Source organism: Micromonospora salmantinae (assembly GCF_022230905.1).
Lineage (GTDB): Bacteria > Actinomycetota > Actinomycetes > Mycobacteriales > Micromonosporaceae > Micromonospora > Micromonospora salmantinae.
Genome location: NZ_JAKKFG010000043.1, coordinates 111,432 through 133,097 on the forward strand (window position 1 = coordinate 111,432; position 21,666 = coordinate 133,097).

The 21,666-nt window shown below is 71.3% G+C and carries 22 protein-coding genes; 16 read left to right on the forward strand and 6 right to left on the reverse strand.

Going from position 1 to position 21,666, the window contains the following annotated elements:
* Positions 1-261: 261 nt before the first annotated feature.
* Entirely contained in the window at positions 262-1,512 is a 1,251-nt protein-coding gene (locus PSH03_RS26630; RefSeq protein ID WP_238690749.1) for an HNH endonuclease signature motif containing protein, read from the reverse strand.
* Between the two features lie 139 nt (positions 1,513-1,651).
* Positions 1,652-2,131 carry a winged helix-turn-helix transcriptional regulator gene (locus tag PSH03_RS26635; protein ID WP_210785683.1) on the reverse strand — a complete coding sequence of 160 codons (480 nt, stop codon included), beginning with the start codon at positions 2,129-2,131 and terminating at the stop codon, positions 1,652-1,654.
* 210 nt (positions 2,132-2,341) lie between these two features.
* Between PSH03_RS26635 and PSH03_RS26640 the strand changes: the two genes are divergently transcribed.
* Positions 2,342-3,811: an MFS transporter gene (locus tag PSH03_RS26640; RefSeq protein WP_238690750.1), complete on the forward strand. Its 1,470-nt coding sequence runs from the start codon at positions 2,342-2,344 to the stop codon at positions 3,809-3,811.
* Here the strand turns inward: PSH03_RS26640 and PSH03_RS26645 are convergent, their stop codons facing one another.
* A complete protein-coding gene (locus PSH03_RS26645) occupies positions 3,812-4,678 on the reverse strand; it encodes an oxidoreductase (protein ID WP_238690751.1) in 867 nt (288 codons plus the stop codon).
* Positions 4,679-4,833: 155 nt separating this feature from the next.
* On the opposite strand from PSH03_RS26645, the gene PSH03_RS26650 reads away from it, so the two are divergent.
* Positions 4,834-5,715, forward strand: a complete 882-nt coding sequence (locus PSH03_RS26650; protein WP_210785685.1) for a helix-turn-helix domain-containing protein — start codon at positions 4,834-4,836, stop codon at positions 5,713-5,715.
* Positions 5,716-5,720: 5 nt separating this feature from the next.
* Here PSH03_RS26650 and PSH03_RS26655 read toward each other — a convergent pair whose 3' ends face one another.
* A complete protein-coding gene (locus PSH03_RS26655) occupies positions 5,721-6,212 on the reverse strand; it encodes a winged helix-turn-helix transcriptional regulator (RefSeq protein ID WP_210785686.1) in 492 nt (163 codons plus the stop codon).
* A gap of 122 nt (positions 6,213-6,334) precedes the next feature.
* Here PSH03_RS26655 and PSH03_RS26660 point away from each other — a divergent pair, with 122 nt between their 5' ends.
* From PSH03_RS26660 to PSH03_RS26710, 11 genes are all read left to right on the forward strand, one after another.
* Complete coding sequence (locus tag PSH03_RS26660) at positions 6,335-7,114, forward strand: SDR family oxidoreductase (protein WP_210785687.1); 780 nt, start codon at positions 6,335-6,337, stop codon at positions 7,112-7,114.
* A gap of 35 nt (positions 7,115-7,149) precedes the next feature.
* Positions 7,150-7,482: a nuclear transport factor 2 family protein gene (locus tag PSH03_RS26665; RefSeq protein ID WP_238690752.1), complete on the forward strand. Its 333-nt coding sequence runs from the start codon at positions 7,150-7,152 to the stop codon at positions 7,480-7,482.
* 49 nt (positions 7,483-7,531) lie between these two features.
* Positions 7,532-8,074: a TetR/AcrR family transcriptional regulator gene (locus tag PSH03_RS26670; protein WP_238690753.1), complete on the forward strand. Its 543-nt coding sequence runs from the start codon at positions 7,532-7,534 to the stop codon at positions 8,072-8,074.
* Positions 8,075-8,162: 88 nt separating this feature from the next.
* Positions 8,163-9,194, forward strand: a complete 1,032-nt coding sequence (locus tag PSH03_RS26675; protein WP_238690754.1) for a medium chain dehydrogenase/reductase family protein — start codon at positions 8,163-8,165, stop codon at positions 9,192-9,194.
* Positions 9,195-9,481: 287 nt separating this feature from the next.
* Positions 9,482-9,658, forward strand: a complete 177-nt coding sequence (locus PSH03_RS26680; RefSeq protein ID WP_210785691.1) for a hypothetical protein — start codon at positions 9,482-9,484, stop codon at positions 9,656-9,658.
* Positions 9,655-10,659, forward strand: a complete 1,005-nt coding sequence (locus PSH03_RS26685; protein ID WP_238690755.1) for a glycosyltransferase family 4 protein — start codon at positions 9,655-9,657, stop codon at positions 10,657-10,659. The genes PSH03_RS26680 and PSH03_RS26685 overlap by 4 nt, the downstream gene beginning before the upstream one ends.
* A gap of 115 nt (positions 10,660-10,774) precedes the next feature.
* Positions 10,775-11,911, forward strand: coding sequence for a glycosyltransferase (locus PSH03_RS26690; protein ID WP_238690756.1), 1,137 nt, complete (start codon positions 10,775-10,777; stop codon positions 11,909-11,911).
* The gene (locus PSH03_RS26695; RefSeq protein ID WP_210785693.1) at positions 11,908-12,960 is read left to right on the forward strand and encodes a glycosyltransferase; all 1,053 of its coding nucleotides are present in this window, start codon (positions 11,908-11,910) and stop codon (positions 12,958-12,960) included. Before PSH03_RS26690 ends, PSH03_RS26695 begins: the two co-directional genes overlap by 4 nt.
* Entirely contained in the window at positions 12,957-14,447 is a 1,491-nt protein-coding gene (locus tag PSH03_RS26700; RefSeq protein WP_238690757.1) for a glycoside hydrolase family 130 protein, read from the forward strand. Before PSH03_RS26695 ends, PSH03_RS26700 begins: the two co-directional genes overlap by 4 nt.
* A gap of 29 nt (positions 14,448-14,476) precedes the next feature.
* On the forward strand, positions 14,477-15,691 hold the full coding sequence (locus PSH03_RS26705; protein WP_210785695.1) for a PP2C family protein-serine/threonine phosphatase: 1,215 nt from the start codon (positions 14,477-14,479) through the stop codon (positions 15,689-15,691).
* Positions 15,692-15,760: 69 nt separating this feature from the next.
* Entirely contained in the window at positions 15,761-16,828 is a 1,068-nt protein-coding gene (locus tag PSH03_RS26710; RefSeq protein ID WP_238690758.1) for a DUF2855 family protein, read from the forward strand.
* A 6-nt stretch (positions 16,829-16,834) separates the two neighbouring features.
* Here the strand turns inward: PSH03_RS26710 and PSH03_RS26715 are convergent, their stop codons facing one another.
* Complete coding sequence (locus PSH03_RS26715; RefSeq protein ID WP_238690759.1) at positions 16,835-17,644, reverse strand: SigB/SigF/SigG family RNA polymerase sigma factor; 810 nt, start codon at positions 17,642-17,644, stop codon at positions 16,835-16,837.
* 229 nt (positions 17,645-17,873) lie between these two features.
* Positions 17,874-18,059: a hypothetical protein gene (locus PSH03_RS26720; protein WP_210785698.1), complete on the reverse strand. Its 186-nt coding sequence runs from the start codon at positions 18,057-18,059 to the stop codon at positions 17,874-17,876.
* 321 nt (positions 18,060-18,380) lie between these two features.
* Between PSH03_RS26720 and PSH03_RS26725 the strand changes: the two genes are divergently transcribed.
* From PSH03_RS26725 to PSH03_RS26735, 3 genes are read left to right on the forward strand one after another with little or no spacing between them, the layout of a single operon-like run.
* Positions 18,381-20,264, forward strand: coding sequence for a sigma-70 family RNA polymerase sigma factor (locus PSH03_RS26725; RefSeq protein WP_238690760.1), 1,884 nt, complete (start codon positions 18,381-18,383; stop codon positions 20,262-20,264).
* Between the two features lie 14 nt (positions 20,265-20,278).
* Positions 20,279-20,941 (forward strand): DUF305 domain-containing protein, encoded by a 663-nt coding sequence (locus PSH03_RS26730; protein WP_238690761.1) that lies wholly within the window; start codon positions 20,279-20,281, stop codon positions 20,939-20,941.
* A 24-nt stretch (positions 20,942-20,965) separates the two neighbouring features.
* Complete coding sequence (locus PSH03_RS26735) at positions 20,966-21,664, forward strand: hypothetical protein (protein ID WP_210785700.1); 699 nt, start codon at positions 20,966-20,968, stop codon at positions 21,662-21,664.
* Positions 21,665-21,666: the final 2 nt, after the last annotated feature.

Genomic DNA, 21,666 nt, shown 5'->3' on the forward strand with positions numbered 1-21,666 from the left:
TGCGGTCGGGCGGCTCTCCGCGTGGCCGAGCACCCGGAGCAGTACGTGCGCCATCGCCCAGGCAGAGCGGCTAGGCGCGGTGTAGGAACGGACGCATCTGCCTAGCCCGCGTCGTCAAGCGCGGAGCGGCGCCTGTGTCCCGTCGAGCGGGTGAAGCGCAGCCCCGGCCCGACCCCGGCCACCGGGAGCGAGCCCGTCGCCCGGAACGCGCGCATGTGGTTGCCCGGCTTGAAGGGCTGCGCGGGCGTTGGCTGGCTGCTCTTACGTTCGTCGGTGGTAGTGGTTGCGGCGGGGGAGTTGTTCGGGGTCGAGCCAGGCGGGTGGGATGAACTCGGGGTGTCCGTCGTCGCCGAGCCGGACGACCCAGTCGGCCTGGTGGACGTGTCGGTGGTGGTGGCCGCAGAGGAGGACGGCGTTGTCGAGGTTGGTGGTGCCGCCGTCGGCCCAGTGGTGGATGTGGTGGGCGTGGCACCAGCGGGGTGGTCGGTCACAGCCGGGGAAGGCGCAGCCGCGGTCGCGGATGACGAGGGCGCGGCGCAGTGGCCCGGTGATGAGGCGGCGTTGTCGACCCACGTCGAGGACCTGACCGGTCCCGCCGAGGACGGCCGGCAGGATAGCGGCGTCACAGGCGAGCCGGCGCACCGTGCCTGGGGTGAGTTCTAGGCCGATGTCGAGCGCCCCGGTCGACAGCTGCCGGGTCAGCCCGTCGTAGTTGGTGGTGATGACGATCTGGGCGGAGTCGCCGCCGCTGTCGGGCAGTTCGCCGGTTCGGAGGGCGAGTCGGCAGATGTCGGCGAGGGCGTCGTGGCGGCGTTGTCCGGGGGAGCGGGTGTCGTCGGGGCCGGATGGTGCGGTCAGTGGGTCGATGGCGGCGCGGAGTAGGCCGGCGGTTTCGGTGTCGAGGGTGCCGGTGAGTCGGAGGCGACCGTCGGTCTGTTCGGAGAGGGTGAGGTGGCGGTCGCGGGTGGCGCGGCGGTGTTCGGCGTCGAGTGCGGCTTGGGTGGCGGCGTCGGCGATGTCGGGGGCGACGTGGTCGAGGATGCGGGTGCCGAGTTTGCGCAGGTGGGTGGGGTCGAATTGTGCGGCCCAGCCGACGAGCACACCGACTGCTTTGTCGGCGGTCTCGGCGTCGGCCGACCTGTTCACGGTGTCGAGGGTGTCGGCGATGACCCGGGCCTGGTCCAGGCTGATGGCGCCATCAGCCAGCGCTTGTCGGATGCCGGGGTTGCCGGTGTCGAGGGCCGTGGAGAGGTCGACGAGGCGTCGGGCGGCGGGAACGGTCAGCCGCAGTCGCTCGCGGAGCCAGACCCCAGTGCAGGAGGCGCCCTGCGCCCGGGGCGTGCCGCGGCCGTCGAGCTCGCGGACCAGAGCGAGTTTGACGGCGGCGAGCCGTTGCTCCAAGCGGTGCGCGGCATCGAGCGCGGCGATCAGGTCGTGCTCCGGCAGGGCCCAGGCGGCGGCGTCGACGCAGGCGGCGACGGCGTCGTCTGCCAGCGCCAACTCCTCGACCATGGCCCGACACTAGAACAGGTGTACGACACTTTCAGTCATCATGATCGATTGCTTCGCGGCAGGCAACGTGTAGCTGGCAGGGCAGGGCAGGGCAGCCTGTCGGCAGTGTCGCTTCGGAGCGTGGTCGTTGGCCGGAGCGTCAGTCGCGCCGGACGAGGCCCGGGCCGGCGATGATGTCGATGTCGCCGTCGGCGATCTCATGGCCGGCGGCGCAGCGGAGCACCGCGCGGATCGGCTCGCCGCAGTCGTGGTGGGTGGCGACGACGGACGGGCCGGTGTCGGTGGCGGCCCAGGTGTCGCCCCAGTTGCGCAGTGCGGTGATGACGGGCAGGAGTTCGCGGCCCTTGCGGGTGAGTTGGTACTCGTGGCGGGTGCGCTGCCCGGGCTCCCGGTAGGGAATTCGTTCGAGCAGTTCGGCGGCGACCATCTCCTTGAGGCGGGCCGCCATGGCGGGCTCGCCGACGCCGACCCGGCGGACGAAGTCGTCGAAGCGGCGCGTGCCGAGCAGGGCCTCGCGCATGATCAGGACCGTTGACCTGCTGCCCACGATGTCCATCGCCCGGGCCACCGAGCAGTTTTCGCTCGTCCAGGAATCGCGATCGTCTCGTAGGTCCTCCATGCCTCCAGCGTACCTGACTTGCATGGAGGCTAGTCAGGTGCTTCACTGGGTCGAGCTGACTTCAGCATACGCAAGTCAGACCACCAGCCTGAAGGATCTTCAGTGACCACCAGCGCCACGGCCCCAACCCCACCCGGGAAGACCCCACCAGGACCGGCGGCACCCGGGTCGGCCGCCGTCGCCCGCTCATCCTTGCGCGGCTCCCGCGCGGTGACCCTGATCGCCATGTGCCTGGGCGCGATGATCACGTTCCTGCAGATCACCGCGACGGTCTCCGCGTTGACCACGATCCAGCAGGACCTGCGGGTCGACCCCACCACTCTGGTCTGGATCCCCAGCGCCTACACCCTGATGGTGGCGAGCGCCGTGCTGTCCGCGGCCACCCTGGGCAGCCGCTACGGGCGTAAGCGCATGTTCGGCGCCGGGGTCGTCGCGATGATCGTCGGCGCAACCGTCGTGGCTGGCGCTCCGACCGTCGCATGGGTGATCGTCGGACAGTTGGTCGCGGGCCTCGGCGGAGCCCTGATCCTGCCGAACAGCCTGGCGATCCTCGGCGCGACCTTCACCGATCCGCACCGACGGACCGAGGTCATCACCGCGTGGTCGGCGGCCTCCGGCATCGGCCTCGCGATCGGCCCGCTCATCGCCGGCACCCTGCTGCGGCACTACCAGTGGCACAGCGTCTACCTGTCGACGATCGCGCTGGGTCTGGTCACCCTCGTCGTCGCCATCGTCGGGGTGGCCGAGTCCCGGCCGAGCGCCGCCCGACTCGACGTGCCCGGCCTGCTACTGGGCACCGTCGCCATCGCGGCCGCCGTCTACGCGCTGATCCAGGGCGGCAAGGTCGGCTACACCAACCCGGTGGTGTCGACGGCCTGGGTCGTCGCGGTCGTCGCACTTGTCGCGTTCGTGCTGGTCGAACTGCGGGCCAACGCGCCAATGCTCGACGTGCGGCTGTTCCGGTCCCGGTCGTTCAGCGCCGTCATGGTCGTCGGCGCGGTGTCGCTGTTCGGCTTCACCGGCGTGGCGATCCTGCTGGTCCTCTTCCACGAACGTGCCCAGGCGCTCAGCCCGCTGGACACCGGCTGGCGCATGTTGGTGCTCTTCGGCGCGTACGTGCTGGTCGCCTTCGGTGCCGGGCGCGCGATTCGTCGTACCGGATTCAAGGCGCCGTTGACCCTCGGCCTGGTCCTCGGTGCGGTGGCCAGCTTCGGGTTGGCCAACCAGGGGCCGACCACGTCGTTCGGTGACCGCTGGGCGCTGTTCGCATTGTTCGGCGCGGCCAGCGGTCTGGTGGTGGCCCCGGCGACGGCGGCGGCATTGGCCAGCGTCGCGCCCGCCCAGGCCGGCATGGCCTCCGGCGCGGTCAACGCCGCCCGACAGGTCGGCTCGGTGCTCGGTTCGTCAGTGCTCGGCACTCTCCTCACCACCACGATGGTGGCCGACCTGCCGGACCGGCTCGCCGCGCACCAGATCGGCGAACCCACCCGTACCGCCGTGCAGGCAGCGGTGGCCTCCGGCGCCAACGGCGGCCAACCGCTGCCCGACCCGGTCCGGGCGGCGATCGCCGAGGCGCTGACCTCCGGTGTCCAGGCGGGGTTGCGGGTCAACGGCGTCGTCTTCCTCGTCACCGCAGTGCTGGCGCTCACCCTGATCCGCAACCGGCCGCACCAGCACTAGTCAGGAAGCCAACGCGTCCAACTCGTCGACGGCGTCGGTCGGCAGTTTCAGGTCGGCCGCCGCCATGTTCTCCCGCAGGTGCGCCAGGCTGGAGGTGCCGGGGATCAGCACTGTGGTGGGGGAGCGCTGGAGCAGCCAGGCGAGGGCTACCTGCTGCGGTGAGGCACCCAGTCGGGCGGCCACGCCGTCGAGCGTGTCGGACTGCAACGGCGTGAACCCGCCGAGCGGGAAGAACGACGCGAACGCGATGTTCTCCTCCGCGCACCGGTCGAGAAGGGCGTCGTCCTGCCGGTTCGCGAGGTTGTAGAGGTTCTGCACGGTGACCACCGGCGCGATGGCCTGCGCCTCGTCGAGCTGGTCGAGCGTCACGTTGCTGAGCCCGAGGTGCCGGATCAGGCCCTCCTGCCGCAGCTCCGCCAGGGCGGCGAACTGCGCACCGAGTGGCGCGTCGCCGGTGCCCTCGGCCATGCCTACCCGCAGGTTGACCACGTCGAGCACGTCCAGGCCGAGGTGTTCCAGGTTCTCCCGTACCTGGGCCTTGAGGTCGTCCGGCTCCAGAGCCGGGATCCAGGAGCGGTCGGCGCCGCGGCGCGCGCCGACCTTGGTGACCAGGTGCAAACCCTGGGGGTACGGGTGGAGCGCCTCGCGGATCAGCTCGTTGACCACGACGGGTCCGTAGAAGTCGCTGGTGTCGATGTGGCGGACGCCCAGGTCGACGGCCTCGCGGAGCACGGCGAGCGCCTGCTCGCGGTCGCGGGGCGGGCCGAAGACACCCGGGCCGGCCAACTGCATCGCCCCGTAGCCCATCCGGCTCAGGGTGAGGCCGTCAGCGGGGGTGAGGGCACCGCCGGGAAGGTTCTCGCTCATCTCATCCTCTGTCCGTAGTCGTCATGACATCTGCGGCCGTTCGGAACCGGCCCTTCGACGACTGTCCGCCGGCAGCCGCCCAGGCGGCAGGGCGAGCTGTTCCTGGTAGTGACACAGCCAGTCACCGGGCCGCCCGGCGATCTACCGTCGGTGGCATGGACGCAACGAACCCGCTCGGCGACTTCCTGCGTGCCCGCCGGGAGCAGACCCGGCCCGAGGACGTCGGGCTCGGCCCGGGCGTTGGCCTGCGCCGGGTGCCGGGCCTGCGGCGTGAGGAGGTGGCGATGCTGGCCGGCATCAGCGCCGACTACTACCTCCGATTGGAGCAGGGTCGCGAGCGGCACCCTTCGGTGCAGGTCCTCGATGCCCTCGCCGGGGTGCTGCGGCTGGATCCGGAGGCGACCGCGTACATGATCGGGTTGAGCCGTGCGCGGTCGCGCCGGGCGGCCCGACCGGCCGCCGAGCGGGTGCCGGCCAGCATCCTGCACCTGCTGCGGCAGCTCTCCATGCCGGCCTTCGTGCAGAATCGCTACCTCGACATCCTGGCGTCGAACCCGATGGCGAGGGCGCTGTCGCCGAATCTCGCCCCGGGCGCCAACCGACTCCTGGCGGTGTTCCTGGACGAGGCCGAGCGGGAGCTGTTCCGCGACTGGCGGCAGGCGATGCAGAGCGTCGTGGGGCAGATGCGTGCCGACTCGGGCGGGGCCACCGACGACCCACGGTTGACGGCGCTGGTGGGCGAGTTGTCACTCAAGAGCGACTGCTTTCGGCAACTGTGGGCGCGCCACGAGGTGCGTCGGCGGGAGGGCATCGTCAGCCGGCTGCACCACCCCGAGGTGGGCGATCTCGACCTGTACTGCGACAAGCTCGCGGTGGCGGGCGCCGACGGGCAGCTGCTGGTGATCTACCACGCCGAGCCCGGTACGGAGTCCGCCCGCTCGTTGGCGCTGCTCGGCTCGATCGCCGCCAGCAGCGCCGACGACGTGCCGGACAGCCTCCGCCCCGGCGACCCGGCCCGCCTCCATCCGCTGGAGTGAGCCGGTCAGGGCCGCTGCGGGGTAACCCGGGTGGGGATGTGCTCGTAGCGTTTGCGCATGGTCTCGCTGGCGGCCGGGCCGGCGGCGAACACGAAGTCGGCGTCGTCGAGCGGGCGACCGGTGCGGCGGTCCACGATCACCGGGTCGGCCTCCACCCCTGTGGTCCGGTCGACGAGGATCATGCTGCGCTCGCTCGGCTCGAGGCGTGAGTTACCCCAGGCGGCGAGGGCGACGACGACGGGCCGCAGGCTGCGGCCGAGGTCGGTGAGGACGTACTCGTAACGGTCGGGCCTGGTCTGGTAACGGCGTCGTTCGAGCAACCCCTGACCGGTGAGGGTCTTCAGCCGGCTGGTCAGGATGCTGGACGAGACGCCCAGGTTGGCCTGGAACTGGTCGAACCGGGTGTAGCCGTCGAAGGCGTCGTGCAGGATCAACAGCGTCCACCACTCGCCCACGTGGCCGAGCGCGCTCGACAGCGGGCATTCGCGGTCCTCCAAGCGGATCTTCCCGGCCACAACTGTGCCCTCTCCCGAGTAGGTGCTAGTGTCGAAGTTAGTAGCTGCTGTTTCAGCAGTAACTATACGACTGCCGCTTCATGCTGCCCAGACAGGAGTAACAGATGTCCCAGCGGGACTCACTGCACGGTCGCCGCGCGCTGGTGACCGGAGGTACGAAGGGGGCCGGCGCGGCGATCGCCGCCCGGCTGCGCGAGGTCGGGGCGGACGTGTGGGTCAGCGCCCGCAGTGAGCCGGCGGGGTACGAGTTCGCCGATCGGTTCATCGCCGCCGACACGTCGAGCGTCGACGGCGCGGGGACGGTGGCCGAACGCCTGCTCGCCGAGGGGGGCGCGGACATCGTCGTGCACGTCGTCGGTGGGTCGCACGCTCCGTCCGGTGGTTTCGCCGCGCTCACCGAGCAGGCCTGGATGGACGAGCTGAACCTCAATCTCCTCGGCGCGGTACGCCTGGACCGGCGCCTCGTTCCGTCAATGATCGAAAAGCGCGCCGGCGCGATCGTGCATCTCACCTCGATTCAGCGGCGCAAGCCGATGTACCAGGCCACCCTGGGGTACGCGGCGGCCAAGGCGGCGCTGACCGCGTACAGCAAGGGTTTGGCCAACGAACTCGCTCCGTACGGCATCCGGGTGAACAGCGTGGCACCCGGCTTCATCCAGACCACCGCCGCCGACGCGCTCGTCGACCGCCTCGCCGTGGGGAGTGGTGTCGACCGCGACACCGCCCTGGGGCAGTTGATGGACTCGCTGGGTGGGATCCCGCTCGGCCGCCCGGCGCGGCCGGAGGAGGTCGCCGACCTGGTGGCCTTCCTGGTCTCCGAGCGTGCCTCGGCGATCGTCGGCGCCGAACACGTCATCGACGGCGGCACCATCCCGACGGTCTGACCTGATCTTCACAACGTCCAGGGAGGACGCCAACCATGACCGCCACCCAGGCCGCACCGGCCATCATCCGCCGCTACTTCGAGCTCGCCGGCCAGCCCGACTCCGAGGACTACTTCGCCCTCTTCGCCGAGGACGCCGTGGTCGAGGACGAGTCGACCGAGCACCGGGGCATCCAGGCCATCCGTGCGTGGCGTCGTGCCGTGCCGCTGGTGTCGTACGAGATCACCGACGTCGAGGTCACTGCCACCGGCACCGTCGTGACCACGACGATCACCGGCGACTTCCCCGGCAGCCCGTTCGCCGGTCTCCGGTACCGCTTCGGTGACTACGACGACAATGCGATCCGGCTGCTGCGCATCGCACCCTGACAAACCGAGCGACTTGACGACCCTTGTTTGTGAGTGCACACTTACAAACATGCGATCCACTGCCGAGGCCCGCCGGGTCACCGTCCTGAACACCGCCGTGTCGGTGTTCGCGCGCGCCGGCTTCCACGCCACCCCGGTCACCGCCGTGGCCGCCGCCGCCGGCATCTCCGAGGCGTACGTCTTCCGGCTCTTCTCCGGGAAGCTCGGCTTGTTCGTGGCGGCGGCCGGGGCGTGTTTCGACCGGATCGCCGACGCGATCGAGGCGGGTGCGGAGCGCGCCCGGGGTGACAGCCCGGAGGGGGTCCTCGACGCCATGGGCGGTGCCTACGCGGAGTTGATCGCCGATCGCGACCTGCTGCTCTTCCAGGTGCAGGCGCAGGCCGTCACGGACATCCCGGAGGTCGCCGAGGCGGTGCGGGCCGGCTACCGGCGGGTCGCGACCTTCGTGCAGAGTCGGGCCCGGGCCAGCGACGCGCAGGTGCAGCAGTTCTTCGCGTACGGCCAGTTGTGCCACCTGATCGTGACCGCCGGCCTGGAGCAGGTCCCTGAGCCCTGGGCCCGAGCCCTGACCGCCGGCATTCGCCACCCCTGACCGACCCCGACGCTGGGCCGCTACGGCGGCCCAATCTTTCGGTCCAACAAGTGTGTGAGTGCGCACTTACAAACAAGGGAGAACCTCGATGACCACCGAAACGACGATCACCGAAGTGGTACTGCCCGGCGTGGTCGAGCCCGACGGCCTCCTGCTGCACCGGCGCGCGATGCCCGTGCCCGCCCGGGGGCAGGCGCTCGTCGAGGTCGAGGCCACCGGCATCTCGTTCGCCGAGCAGCAGATGCGCCACGCCCTCTACCCCGGCCAGCCGAAGTTCCCGTTCGTGCCCGGCTACGACCTCGTCGGCACCGTCCGGGAGGTCGGTCCCGGCGGCGACGACGCACTGGTCGGCACCAGGGTGGCGGCGGTCACCAAGACCGGTGCCTGGGCCACGCACGCGCTTGTCGACATCGATGCCCTGGCTGCCGTACCCGTGGGTCTGGACCCTGCCGCGGCCGAGACCGTCGTCGTCAACGGGGTGACCGCCTGGCAGATGCTGCGGGACGCCGACTTGACGGCCGGACAGACCATCCTCGTGCACGGCGCGAACGGCGGCGTCGGGAGCGTGCTCGTCCAACTCGGCCGACACCTCGGCCTGCGAGTCATCGGCACCGCCGCCGAGCGGCACCACGCCGGGCTGCGCGCACTCGGCGTCGAACCGCTCGACTACCGCGACCCGGACATGGCCGCGCGGGTCCGCGAGCTGTCGCCGGGTGGCGTCGACGCCGTCTTCGACCCGGTGGCCGGCCCGGGCGTACGCACCTCGTACGCCCTGCTCGCCCCCGGCGGCAAGCTGGTCGTCTACGGCAATGCCGCCGCCGTCGGCACCGGGCAGTCGGTCGTGTGGGTCTTCGTGAAGCTGTTGACCCGCCTCTACACCTGGAACGCGCTGCCCAACGGCCACCGGGCCGGCTTCTACAACTTCTGGGCCGGCCAGCTCACCCGGCGCGCCGCGTTCCGCCGTCGCCTGCGCACCGATCTCGGCATCGTGTTCGACCTGCTGCGGCAGGGAGTGATCGTGCCGCAGATCGCCGCCCGCTATCCGCTCAGCGAGGTCTCCGCGGCACTGGTGTTCGCCGAGAACCGCACCCGGGCCGGCAAGGTGGTGCTGGAGCCCTGACCTCCGGCCCGTCCAGGGCTGGTGCGGCGGACCGCCGCGAGGGCGTACGGTGAACATGTCGCCCGGGACCCCGGTGGCCGCCAGACGCCGTCGCCACCAGCCCGCCAGGGGCGTTACCGCTCATCTTCTCCATCGCCGCGACGTACCGGTCGTGTCGGCTGATCGCAGACCGCGTCCCGACCGACCGGCGCCGCGTCGTCGGTGTCCGGCGGTCGGTTGCCCGACGCGCGCACCTGGGTACACCCTCCGTGCGAATTGTTCCGAACGCCTTAACTAGGGAGTACCAGATGAGGATCGCCAGGGATCGGATCGTCGCCGCACTTCGCGACCGGGGTCAGGTGGCCCGGGCCGCCTGGGTCGAGCGCGAACTGCCCGAGCAGGTGGACCCGGCCAAGCACTCAGGGCTGCTCGCCACCCTGAACCTCAACCCAGCTGATCTCGTCGACGCGTCGTCTTCCCCTTGAGGGTTGCGCTGGTCGGACCGGTCGCCTGGCGTACGCCCCCACATCACTACGGCCCGTGGGAGCAGGTGACCGGCTTGCTCGCCGAAGGGCTGGTCAGCCGCGGGATCGACGTGACGCTCTTCGCGACACTGGACTCCGTCACGTCCGCCCAGCTCGACGGAGTCTGCCCACGGGGGTACGCGGACGACCCGGACCTGGACGGTCGGGTGTGGGAGGCGATGCACGTCTCCCACGCGATGGCCCGCTCGGCGCAGTTCGACCTCGTGCACAGTCACCTGGACTGGCTGCCGCTGGCGTTCGCGGAACACTGCCGCGCGCCGCTGCTGACCACAGTGCACGGTTTCTCCGGCGCGGGGATCCTGCCCGCCTATGGCCGAGCCCGCTCGTCGTACGTGTCGATCTCCGACGCCGACCGGGCGCCGGAGCTGGACTACGTGGCCACGGTCTACCACGGCGTCGATGTCGCCGGACTGCCGTTCACCAACAAGGCCGGTCCTGGGCTGGCCGCCTTCGGCCGGATCCACCCGGACAAGGGCACCCACACCGCGATCGAGATCGCCCGCCGCGCCGGCCGGCCCCTCACCATCTGCGGGATCGTCCAGGACGAGCGGTACTTCGCCGAACAGGTGGCCCCGCACATCGACGGCGACCAGGTCGCCTTCCTCGGGTCGGTGGGTCCGCGACGGCGTGCCGAGGTACTGGGTGACAGCACCGCACTGCTGCACCCGATCGCCTTCGACGAGCCGTTCGGGCTGTCGGTGGTGGAATCGATGGTCTGTGGCACCCCGGTCGTCGCCTACAAGCGAGGCTCCATGCCCGAGGTCGTCGACGAAGGGGTGACAGGTCTCCTCGTCTCCACCGTCGACCAGGCCGTCGAAGCGATCACCCGGGTCGCCGGCCTCGATCGGGTGCAGTGTCGGGCGCGGGCTCTGAAGCGCTTCAGCGCGGACCGGATGGTCACCGACTATCTCGCCGTCTACGACAATCTCGTCCGCAACTGACTGAACTGCACCGCTCTCCGTTCCGCCGGTCACACACGCTGACCGGCGTGCGCCGTCCCCGCGTGAGGCTCACTCGTACTCCTGCGGTGGCCGACAACCGGAAGGCCCGATGTTCATGCTCAGCTACGGATTCCTCAGCACCCACCCACCGACCCGGTGCGGACTGGCCACCTTCAACGCGGCCCTCGCCGCCCAGTTGACCGCCGACGGCACCCGCAGCGGCATCGTCCGGGTCACCGATCAGGGCGACGACCAGCGACCCGTACCCGGGGTCGTGCACACCTGGTCGGCGCGTAACCCGGCCGGCTGGCGGGAGGCGGCGGCCGCTCTGAACGCGTACGACGTGGCGATCGTCCAGCACGAGTACGGCATCTACCCCGGCACCGACGGCGAGGAGGTCCTGCCGTTGCTGCGGCGGCTCAGCGTGCCGAGCATCGTGGTTCTGCACACAGTGCTCAGCCAGCCCTCGGCCCGGCAGAAATCCCTGTTGGAGCAGATCGTGGCGACCGCCGGGGCGGTCGTCACGATGACCGACACGGCCCGCGACCGGCTGCTCGTCGGATACGCCGTGCCAGCGGGCAAGGTGACGGTTATCCCGCACGGCGCGGCCGAGCTTGCCGGCGTACCCGTCGACCGGCGTACCCGCCCGCACCTGCTGACCTGGGGGCTGCTCGGGCCGGGCAAGGGCATCGAGTGGTCGTTGCGGGCCCTCGCGCGGTTGCAGGATCTGGAACCGACTCCGACCTACACGGTGGCGGGGCGGACCCACCCGAAGGTGATCGAGCACCACGGTGAGGTGTACCGGGCGGGGCTGCACCAGCTCGGTGCCCAGCTGGGCGTCGCGCACGCCGTCGACTACCAGGACGTCTACCACGACCAGGAGGCGCTGGGCCGGTTGATCCGCTCCGCCGACGTGGTCGTCCTGCCCTACGACTCCCGCGAACAGGTCACCTCCGGGGTGCTCATCGAAGCGGTGGCCGCCGGAGTGCCCGTCGTGGCGACGGCGTTCCCGCACGCCGTCGAGCTGCTGACCGGTGGGCCCGGTCTGGTCGTACCCCACCAGAACCCGACGGCACTGGCCAAGGCGATCCGGCGGGTCCTGACCGAACCGGGCCTGACCGCCCGGTTGGCCGGACGGGTTCGCCCGCTGGCCGCGCACCTGCGTTGGCCTGCGGTGGCGGCCCGCTACGGCGCCCTCGCCGAAGAGCTCGTCGACGCCCGCTCACCCGCCGTCAGCGCCGTGCCGGCGTGACGGCGACCACCGGACGCCCCCGGACGTCGACGCGTGGGCGCTGGGTGACGGCACCCGCGCCGAGCTTCGCGCACCTGGCTCGGCTCAGCGATGACACCGGTCTGTTCGAGCACGCACGGCACGCCATCGTCCGGCGTGAGCATGGTTACTGCACCGACGACGTGGCCCGCGGCCTGCTGGTCGTCAGCCGCGAGCCGGAGCCGAGCGAGGAACTGCTCCGGCTGGCGGAGGGATACCTGGCGTTCCTGACCCACGCACAGGACGCCGGCGGAGCGTTCCGCAACCGGCTCGGGTACGACCGGCGTTGGGTCGACGAACCAGGGCTCGGCGACTGGTGGGGTCGAGCTCTGTGGGGCCTGGGCACTGCCGTCGCCCGCAGCCCCGCCCCATGGGTACGCGAGGAGGCGCTGGTCGCCTTCAGCCGGGGCGCCACCCGCCGAGCCAAGGCCCCGCACACGATGGCCTTCGCCGGTCTGGGCGCGGCCGAGGTGCTTCGCCGTCATCCGGGCCACGTCGCCGCCGCGTCCCTGCTGGCGGACGCGGCCAGCACGATCGGCCCGCCGGCCTCCGATCGGGGGTGGCCGTGGCCACGGCAGGAGCTGACGTACGCGAGTGCCGCCCTCGCCGAAGTGGTCATCGCCGCGAGTCAGCTTCGCGAGGGTGGCCCACCTCTCGACGATGGCCTGCGCATGTTGACCTGGCTGCGCGATGTCCAGCTCCGCGACGGACGGCTGTCGGTCGTACCCGCCGGGGGTTGGCGGCGCGGCGCCGTACGGCTGCACCACGACCAGCAGCCGATCGAGGTCGCCGCCCTCGCCGATGCCTGTGCCACGGCGGCCACTGTCACCGGTGACCCGGAGTGGGACAACGGGGTGCGGCAGGCGGTCGGATGGTTCCTCGGCGACAACGACCTCGGCACGCCGATGTGGGATCCGGCGACCGGCGGTGGCTACGACGGGCTGACCGCGCACGGGCCCAACCTCAACCAGGGCGCCGAGTCCACCCTCGCGCTCATCTCCACGCTGCAGCACGCCCGGCGGTGGTCGTGACAGGGAGTCTGGCCGTCCGGCAGGACGTCACTCTCACCCCGGACCCACGCCGTGTCATCGTCAAGCTCTTCGTACCGGGTGAGGACGCCGCGGTGGTACGTAACCGCGCGCGGGCGCTCATCGACCGGGTCGCGCACCTCGACGACGAGGAGACCGGCCGGCTGTTGCGGGACACGTTCGACCGGTTCGGCGCCCGGCACCGCGACCTGGCTGGCACTTTCCAGCACCACTACGAGCTGGTCCGGCACCGCGCCGCGCGGGCCCGGGACCTCTCACCGAACAGCCGGCTGCTGGTCGGCGCCTACTTCAGCCACGAGTACGCAGTCGAGGCCGCCGCCCTGTGCAACCCGTCGATGGTGGTCCACCCGGACCAGAGCGGTCTCGGCCCGGGGCAGCTGCGCGTCGCCATCAGCCTGCGCCAGGTAGGGGAGGGCCACGTGTCCTCGATCGGTTTCGCCACCGCGATCGTCGGACCAGGGGAACAGCTCACGATCGCCGACCGGGCCGGGCCGTTGGTCGTCGGGCAGCGGATGGGCGTACGGCACCGCCGGGACCTGCTCGTTGCCGGCCTGGCCGAGGAGGAGTGCGACAACGAGGTCGCGGCCACGGTGCTGGACGCGTTGCCCGAGTGGTACGACGAGGCCGCCTTCGAGCGGGTGCTCGGCACCCTGCCACCCGATCTGCTCTCCCGCAGCACCGGGTTGGGGACCGTCGAACAACTTCGTCGCACCAACGCCGGTAGCTACGCCACGGCCTTCCCCGCGGACACGGTCCTGCACCAACGGGTGCTGTGGCCGGCGACCCCGGCGGAGAGCAACGGCATGGAGGACGCCCGGTTCGTCCGCTTCGTCGATGAATCCGGGCCGGTGTACCGGGCCACCTACACCGCCTACGACGGCCGGAACATCGCCACCCGGGCGCTGGCCAGCGACGACCTGCGCCGGTTCGAGATGACCCCGATGCGCGGACCGGGTGCCCGCAACAAGGGGCTCGCGCTGTTCCCGCGTACCGTCGGCGGCCGGCACCTGGCACTGTGCCGCGCCGACGGCGAGACCATCGGCCTGACCGCCCTGGACGGCGAGAGCCGCTGGCAGGCCCCGACCCCGTTGCACGCACCGGGCGAGAGCTGGGAATTGATCCAGGTCGGCAACTGCGGATCACCGATCGAGACCGACGTCGGCTGGCTCGTGCTCACCCACGGCGTCGGGCCGATGCGTCGGTACGCGATCGGTGCGCTCCTGCTCGACCTGCACACACCCGAGCGGGTCGTCGCTCACCTGCCTGGTGCGCTTCTCGCACCCGACGAGGACGACCGGGACGGGTACGTGCCGAACGTCGTGTACTCCTGCGGCGCGCTCGTGCACGACGGTGAGTTGTGGGTGCCGTACGGGGCGAGTGACGCGCGAGTGGGATTCGCCACCGTGCCGCTGTCCGCGCTCCTCAGCGCGATGGTCGAGGCGGGCGGAGAATGCGCTGGGGCGGGGTAGCCTCACCGCTGGACAGGGGGAGGTGAAGCATGGCCGACATCGGCGAGGTGGTGCGTTGGTTGCAGCTCAACGCGCCCCGGGGTGGCCCGGACGAGGTGTCGCAACTGGTCGCCCGTGCGGCGCCCGCTCTCGATGCCAGCGAGATCGTGATCTATCTGGCCGACTACACGCAGACCCTCCTCGTGCCGCTGCTCGGCGCGGGACTCGACCGGGATCAGTTGCCGATCGAGACGACGCTCGCCGGTCGGGCCTTCACCACCCTCGCCATCCAGCGCGCGCCCGACAACCCGGACCGGGTCTGGGTGCCACTGCTGCTCGGGTGTGAGCGGATGGGCGTACTGGAGATCGTCTCCCCGGCCGCCGCCGACGAGACGATGGACGCTCCGGCCTGGGAGGTGGCGGTCAACGTCGCCCAGATCCTGGTCAACCGCCGGCTCTACGGTGACGTGGTCGAGCGGATGCGGCGGCGGATGCCGATGCAGGTCGCGGCCGAGATCGTGTGGGGCCTGCTCCCGCCGCTGACCTTCGCCACCGACGACCTGGTGGTCACCGCCATCCTCGAACCGTGCTACGACGTCGGCGGCGACATCTTCGACTACGCGTTGAACGACGACGTGCTCAGCGTCGGGCTCTTCGACACCTGCGGGCACGGCATCAAGGCGAGCACCCTGGCCTCGCTGGTGGTCAGCGCGTACCGCAATGCCCGTCGGTGTGGCCTCGACCTGGTCGACACGGCGATCAGCATCGACCGGTGGGTGCGCTCCGAGCACCCGAACTTCTTCGCGACCGGGTTGCTCATCGAGTTGGACCGCCAGACCGGCCAGCTCAGCATGATCAACGCTGGGCATCCCGGTGCGATGTTGCTGCGTGACGGCAAGGCAGTTCGGGAGCTACCCGGGCCGACCGTGTTGCCGCTGGGCCTGGGTCACCTGTCCCCTCGCCGACCGCGGGTGCACGTGGAGAATTTGCACCCGGGCGACCGCATTCTCGCCTACACCGACGGCATCACCGACGCCCGTAGCGCGGAGGGGGAGCAGTTCGGGTTGGACCGGCTCGTCGACTTCGTCAACCGCGCCCTGAACGACGGGTTGCCCAGCCCGGAGACGATGCGTCGCCTGGTCCGCGCGGTCGTCGGCTACCAGGACGACCAACTCGATGACGACGCCACCGCCCTGTTCGTGGAGTGGCGGCCACCGCACCTGCCGCTCGCGCACCTCCGCGACCTCGCCGCGCTCCGACACTGACCGGGCGCAGTGGGATTTTGCACTCCCAGTGCACTTGTCTCCGATTGCGAGGCTGTCTAGCGTCACCTCATGGCTGACTCATGGACCTTCGCCGTGGCGCGTGACGACCTCGGGCAGACCACGCTCGTCGATGGCTCCACCCCCGCCCTGGCCGACGGTGAGGCGCTGCTGCGCGTGGACCGCGTCGGCCTCACCGCCAACAACGTGACCTACGCGGTGCTCGGCGACCCGATGCGGTACTGGCAGTTCTTTCCGCCGGCCGCCCAGGGCCTCGGGCCGCAGTGGGGCCTGCCGCCGCTCTGGGGCTTCGCCGAGGTGGTCGCCTCGGCGGTGGCCGGTGTCGAGGTAGGGCAACGGATCTACGGCTACCTGCCGCCCGCCGGTCACCTCGTGGTGCGGCCGGACCGGGTGGACGCGTCCGGGTTCCGCGAGGCGAGCCCGCACCGGGCCGAACTGCCGTCGCCGTACAACGCGTACCGGTCGACCACCGGCGACCCGGCGTACCAGCGCGACCAGGAAGATCTGCTGATCCTGTTCCGTCCGCTGTTCTTCACCTCGTTCATGCTGGCCGACCAGGTCGTCGACAACGACTTCTACGGTGCCGACGCGCTGCTGGTGTCGTCGGCGTCGAGCAAGACCGCGTACGCCGCAGCGTTCGAGCTGAACGGGCGTGGGCCGCGCCTGGTCGGTCTCACCTCGCCAAGCAACCTGGCGTTCACCCGGTCGCTCGGCTGCTACGACGAGGTCGTGTCGTACGACGACATCGACGCCCTCGACGTGGTCCCGACGGTCTATCTCGACCTGTCCGGGGCACCCTCGACCCGTGCCGCAGTGCGTCGACGCCTCGGCGATCGGCTCGTCCGGGACATCGCGGTCGGGCTCACCAACCAGACGCCGAACGCCGCCGCCGCCGAGGAGGTGTTCTTCGCGCCGGTGCAGATGCGCAAGCGCAGCCACGACTGGGGCCGCGACGGCCTCGACCAGCGGTTCACCGAGGCGTGGCAACGCTTCGCCGCGGTGGTGAGCGGGTGGCTGGACGTTCGGGTGGGTGCCGGGCCGGAGGCGCTGCGACACGCGTGGCTCGAGGTTCTCGCCGGTCGTACGCCGCCACGGGTGGGCCACGTCATCCAACTCTGATCGGGCTCAGGCAGCGATGTCCGGGTTGAGCTGGAGGCGCAGCGCGGCCAGCGAGCGGGTGATCAGCCGGGACACGTGCATCTGTGAGACGCCGATCCGCTCGGCGATCTGGGCCTGGGTCAGGTTGCCGTGGAAGCGCAGGCTCAGGATCTGGCGCTCGCGTGCCGGCAGCGTGGCGAGGGCCGGGCCGAGGGCGACGCGGATCTCGACGAGGTCGAAAGCGCGGTCGTCGTCGCCGAGGGTGTCCCCGAGCTCCCGGCTGCCGTCAGCCCCGGTCGGGGTGGACAGAGACGTGGCCCGGTAGGCGCGCGCGCCCTCCAGCCCTTCCAGCACGGTCTCCTCGGTCACGTCGAGGTGGGACGCGATGTCGGCGACGGTCGGCGAGCGGCCGAGGGTCTGGGTAAGGGCGCTGTTCGCCGCGCTGATCGACAGGCGCAGCTCCTGGAGGCGGCGGGGCACCCGCACCGCCCAGGTGCGGTCCCGGAAGTACCGCTTGATCTCGCCGATGATTGTGGGAATGGCGTACCCGCTGAAGTCGACACCTCGGTCGTGGTCGAAGTTGTCCACGGCCTTGATGAGCCCGACGAAGGCGGTCTGGGCCAGGTCGTCGTCGGGTGCGCCGCGCCCGCCGTAGCGGCGCGCCAGGTGCCGGGCGAGCGGCAGCCACGCCTCGATGGCGCGGTCCCGCACTGCCGGGCGGCGGGGATCGTCCGCCGGGGTCGCCGCCAAGGCGGCGAGGAGGTCATCCGGGCTCTGCTCGCTGCTCCGCTGATCGGCGCTGGTGGCGCTGCTGGCGTTGTCGACGATGGTGGCCATGTGGGTGGTCCTTCCCGCAGGCCCGTCGATCGAGTCGACCGGAAGAGTCTCCGAACCGGCTGCCGCCGGGGCGCACGTACGGGCGAAGGTGCGCTGTCGCAAGGCCACGAGCACGGGCCTCGCCACCGCGTCATGTCGTTCACTTGATGACCCGGACACTACCCGAAAGACCGATTATTTTCTAGCCGAAAGTATGAGGCTAGGCGTTTAGGGAGGGAGCTGGCGGGGATCAGCCGCGCTGATCCAAGGCGTCGACAGCGGTCGTGGCCGGCTGGGCCGGCTTCACCGCGAACGGGTGGCGCAGTCGCCGCATGGCCTCCTCGCTGCTGTCGAAGGTCACCGCCGGTCCGTCCAGCACGTCACCGTGGGACGTGGCGAGGAACAGGGCGGGTCGACCGTTGTCGTTCGATGTCATGCAGGGATCCTGTCTCTACGAAAGGGGTGCGTCTGGGGCCTCGGCAACGTCGGCCGTGCGACCTGGTGACGCTTCGGCGCACACGCTGGCGCCCGAATGCTGGTGTCCTGTGCACGGGCGAGCGCCCGGCGACACCGACACCCCGCACCATACCCGCCACCGCCACCACATATGCGCCGGCGACGGACCCGTCTCGCTTGTGGCGAGCCGGCGGCCCGGGAATTCTGTAATCCCACCCGCTGCCGCGAGTCTCCGATCTTGAGGGCGGTCAGCACACCCAGCGTGGGCGCCGCGCGGATCAGCATCCAAGGAGTGAGACCCATGTCGTCAGCCGGTCGAGCACTGCCCGATGTCGGGTTGGTCGTCGCGGCCCGGCAGGGCGACCAGCGCGCTCTCGACGACGTCGTCGCGGCCTCGCTCCCGCTGGTCTACAACATCGTCGGGCGTGCGCTGCGCGGGCACGCCGACGTCGACGACGTGGTCCAGGAGACGTTGGTACGGGTGATCCGGTACCTGCCCGCGCTCAACGACCCGGCGGCATACCGGTCCTGGCTGGTGGCGATCACCATCCGCCAGGTGCGTGACTGGGAGACGCGCCGGCGTGTCGCGCTCAACCGCGATGCCGGTCTCGACGCGATCCACAACGTGCCCGACCCCGCCTCCGACTTCGCGGGGATGACCATCCTCCGGCTCGGCCTCACCGACCAACGACGCGAGGTCGCCGAGGCGACCCGCTGGCTCGACCCGGACGACCAGGAACTGCTCTCGCTGTGGTGGCTGGAGGAGACCGGCGAGATCACCCGGAACGAGGTCGCCGACGCGCTCGGGCTGTCACCCGGGCACGTCGCGGTGCGGATCCACCGGATGAAGGAGCAGATCCAGAGCGCCCGCGGCGTCGTACGCGCGCTCCGCGCCCGCCCCGGCTGCCCGGACCTGGGAGCCGTGACCGCCGAGTGGGACGGCACGCCCAGCTCGCTGTGGCGCAAGCGACTGGCTCGACACGTCCGCGACTGCGCGTTCTGCGGACGGCTGGGCACCACCCTGCTGCCGATCGATCGGCTGCTCGCCGGTATGCCGTTGCTGCCGCTGCCGGCGGGTCTCGGCGCCCACCTGCCGAGCGCGGCCACCCCGGCAGCCGCCGCGCAGGCCGTCGCGCCGCCTGGCCCGACGGCCGGACCCGCCGCCGGGTCGACCCCACCGGGCGCGGTGCCCACCGATGCGGGCGGCGGCCCGAGCGTCGTCGACCTCGCGGTGAACCGGCCCCGTGGCCTCGTACCGTCCCTCGCCGCCGGTGTGGCCGCCGCCGTCCTGGCCATCACCATGGCGGTGGTGATCCTGCCGGACGAGCCGTCCGCACCCTTGTGGGCGGCGCCGCCGTCTGCCGCGCCCACCGCCGTCGCCGCCCCGAGCGTCGCGCCCTCGCCGAGCGCACGGCCCTCGTCGAAGGCTGCGGTCGCGCCGGCGGTCAGCTCCGCCCGCAAGGGCGTCGGGGTGTGGAACTTCGCCGGGGCGAGTCAGGCGTTGGCGAACTCCAAGGCCGGCTGGTACTACACCTGGGGCACCCAGCACCCGGGGATCAGCACGCCGCGCGGTGCGACGTTCGTGCCGATGATCCGCAGCGCGGAGAACGTCACCGCCGCGGAGCTGGCACGGGCCAAGGCCGCCGGGCCGTACCTGCTCACCTTCAACGAGCCGGACATGCCCGAGCAGGCGAACATGACAGTCGAGCAGGCGTTGGACCTGTGGCCGCAGCTGATGGCGACGGGCAGCAAACTGGGCAGCCCGGCGGTCGCCTGGGGCGGGCCGGACCCGCAGGGTTGGCTGGACAGGTTCATGACCGGCGCGCAGGCCCGGGGCCACCGGGTGGACTTCATCACGCTGCACTGGTTCGGCGCCGACTTCACGACCGCCACTGCGGTGGCCCAACTCCGGCAGTACCTCCAGGCCGTCTACCAGCGCTACCGGAAGCCGATCTGGCTGACCGAGTTCGCGCTGATCCGCTTCGCCGGGGGCGGTTCGCAGTTTCCCACTCAGCAGCAGCAGGCGGCCTTCCTCACGGCGGCCACCGCCATGCTCGGCCAACTCCCCTACCTCCAGCGCTACGCCTGGTTCGGGCTACCCGCCACGGAAAAGGACCGGTCCGGGTTGTTCAGCGACGGGACCGAGGCGACAGTGGTCGGCCGCGCGTTCCAAGCCGCCCGTTGAGCACCGGCGAACGGATGGACGAGCAGATCATGGTGGTGCGCCGAGGGCGTCGCGTACGGGCCGGGCGGCTGGTCGGCGTCGTCGCGACCCTGGTCGCCACAGCATTGGCCGTCGGGCTCAGTCAGGGCTGGGGCCGCACCGACCAGGCACCAGCAGCGTCGTCGGTAGCAGCGTCGCCGACCGCTGCGGTGCCGACCGCGCAGGTGGTGCTCAACGGCACCGACGACGCCTTCATCCAACTGCTGATTCCGATGAACGAGGGCGCGCTCGCGCTGATCGACCAGCTCGACAACCGCCCGGCGGATCCGTGGCTGCGGGCCCTCCTCGGCGAGGTCCGGAAGGCCCATCAGGCGGAGTTGCGGGACCTGCGTGGGCTGTTGGCAGCGGGCAACGTGCCGGAGCTGAACATCCACGAGGGGCATCAGATGCCCGGCATGGTCACCGAGGCCAGCCTCGCCGAGCTACGAGCCGCGTCCGACGCGGAGGTGTCGTCCCGGGCGGCTGGTCTGATCCGGGCGCACCTCGCGCAGACAGTGGTGCTGTGCCGGGGCGAGCAGGCCGCCGGGGGAAGCCCGGAGCTGAAGGCGCTCGCCGGCCGGATCCAGCAGGCGCGGGCCGCCGAGCTGAACACGCTGGACAACCGGCCCGGCGCGCCCACCGCCGCTCCGGGCGGCTGAACATGCGGCCCAGAGGACCGGCCGATGCGGACGTCTGACCTGCACACCGACGTCCACCCCCCGTCCCGGGCGTCCCGTCCCGCCCACCGTGCCGTCACGTCGGACGCCGTCCGCCCCTTGCGGCGCGCGACGCACCGGACCCGCAGCGCGGCACCGGCCGACGCGGTCATGCCGATGCCGGCGGCCGGTTGGCGCGGCGGCCACCGTCGCGCCGCCGGCCGGGCCACCATCGTCGCCTCGGTTCTGACGGTCAGTCTCGGATGGCTGGTCGCGATCCTCGTCGCACCGCACGTGACCCTCTCTCCGGGTGCGCGGATGGTCGCCCTCTTCTGCCACCTGACCTGCCTCGTGGTGGGCTTCGGCGCGGTGCTGACGGTGGACTGGTTCAGCCTCCGCTGGCTGCTGCGCCAGGAACCGCTCGGCACCGTGCTGACCGCCGCCCGCGGAGCGCACCTGCTCATCTGGCTGGGTCTGGTGGGTCTGCTCGCCAGTGGGGCCGCCCTCGGACCGGACACGTCGTCCGGGCTGGTCTGGGTCAAGTTGCTGGCGGTGCTCGTGGTCGGCGTCAACGGGCTGTTCCTCGGCCGGGTCCGGGATCGACTCGTGGCCGTGCAGGGCCGCCCACCCTGGTCCGCCCTGCTGCCCGGCGTCGCCGCCGCCACGATCTCGCAGCTCGCCTGGTGGACCGCGACCCTCGTCGGCTTCTGGAACGCCAACGGCTGACA